The sequence below is a fragment of the Promicromonospora kroppenstedtii DSM 19349 genome, assembly GCF_000515355.1.
GTDB classification, from domain to species: domain Bacteria; phylum Actinomycetota; class Actinomycetes; order Actinomycetales; family Cellulomonadaceae; genus Promicromonospora; species Promicromonospora kroppenstedtii.
This window is the reverse complement of record NZ_KI911641.1, coordinates 141,811-143,099: the sequence shown is the minus strand read 5'-3', so window position 1 is coordinate 143,099 and position 1,289 is coordinate 141,811. Positions and strand designations below refer to the sequence as shown.

The following is a 1,289-nucleotide window of genomic DNA, read 5'->3' as shown; positions in this document are numbered from 1 at the left end:
CCCGCGAGCCGCACCAGGTCCACGGCGGCCTCCGTGTGCCCGGGGCGCTCCAGCACCCCGCCCGGGCGCGCCCGCAGCGGCAGCACGTGCCCAGGCCGGATCAGGTCACCCGCGACGGACGCCGGGTCGCCGAGCACCCGCATGGTCAGTGCCCGGTCGGCCGCCGAGATCCCGGTCGACACCCCCACGGCGTCCACCGACACCGTGTAGGCCGTGCGCAGCGGGTCCTCGGTGCGCTCCACCATGAGCGGCAGCTCCAGGGCGTCCGCCCGGTGCGCCGGCATCGGCGCACACAGGTATCCGGACGAGTGCCGCACCGTCCAGGCGACCCACTGCTGCGTCGCGACGCCCGCGGCCAGCACGACGTCGACCTCGTTCTCCCGGCCGGCGTCGTCCGCCACGAGCACGGGACGGCCCGCGGCGAGCTCGGCGAGGGCACGCGCCATCAGCTCTTCCGTCCTGAGCAGGTCGTCCGCTACCGGACGCTCGGCTCCCGCGTCGACGGGCGCGGTCACGCCCGCCCCGGTCATCGCGCGGCTCCCGCCGCCATGAGCCGTTCGACGTACTTGGCGAGCACGTCGACCTCGACGTTCACCGCGTCGCCCGGGGCCAGGCCGCCCAGCGTCGTGGCGGCCAGCGTCGTCGGGATCAGCGAGACGCCGAAGCCGTCGTCGGACACCCAGGTGACCGTGAGCGAGACGCCGGACAGCGCCACGGAGCCCTTCTCCGCGACGTACCGGGTCAGCGCGGCGGGAGCGGCGAACTCGAGGTCGTCCCAGCGCGGACCGGGCGTGCGGCCCACGAGCGTGGCCACGCCGTCGACGTGCCCCTGCACCACGTGCCCGCCCAGCCGGCCGTTCGCCGGCAGGGCCCGCTCCAGGTTGACCCGGGCGCCCGGGACCAGGCCGCCGAGCGACGTGCGGCGCAGCGTCTCCGGCATCACCTCGGCCACGAACGCGCCGTCCGCCACCGTGGTGACGGTCAGGCAGACGCCGTCGACGGCGATCGAGTCGCCGGGGCGGGCGTCCGACGTGGCCAGCGGGCCCGCGACGGTCAGGACGGCGTCGGGAGCGTCTTCTCCCGCGGCGTCCTCGGGCCGGTCGAGCGCGACCACTGAGCCGAGCTCCTCGACGATTCCCGTGAACATCAGATCTCCTCCTCGGTGTGCCGGCGGGGCCGGCCGTGCTGGGCGGTGGGGACAGAGCCGTTCTCGATCTCGCCGACGGCGGCGCCGGCAGAGGCAGAGGCGGCAGGGGCGGCGGGGGCGGGGGCGGGCGCAGGCGCGATCC

The 1,289-nt window shown here is 76.3% G+C and carries 2 protein-coding genes; both read right to left on the bottom strand.

Translation table 11 applies throughout. The features are described from left to right. On the bottom strand, positions 1-446 hold a 446-nt coding region (locus tag PROKR_RS08545; RefSeq protein ID WP_036962054.1), incomplete at its 3' end, for a 3,4-dihydroxy-2-butanone-4-phosphate synthase. Positions 447-526: 80 nt separating this feature from the next. Beyond that, positions 527-1,147, bottom strand: coding sequence for a riboflavin synthase (locus tag PROKR_RS08540; RefSeq protein ID WP_036961875.1), 621 nt, complete (start codon positions 1,145-1,147; stop codon positions 527-529). Positions 1,148-1,289: the final 142 nt, after the last annotated feature.

What these genes read in the sequence shown, in the direction of transcription:
- PROKR_RS08540 (WP_036961875.1), bottom strand. Translation starts at nt 1,147, where the DNA reads ATGTTCACGGGAATCGTCGAGGAGCTCGGCTCAGTGGTCGCGCTCGAC.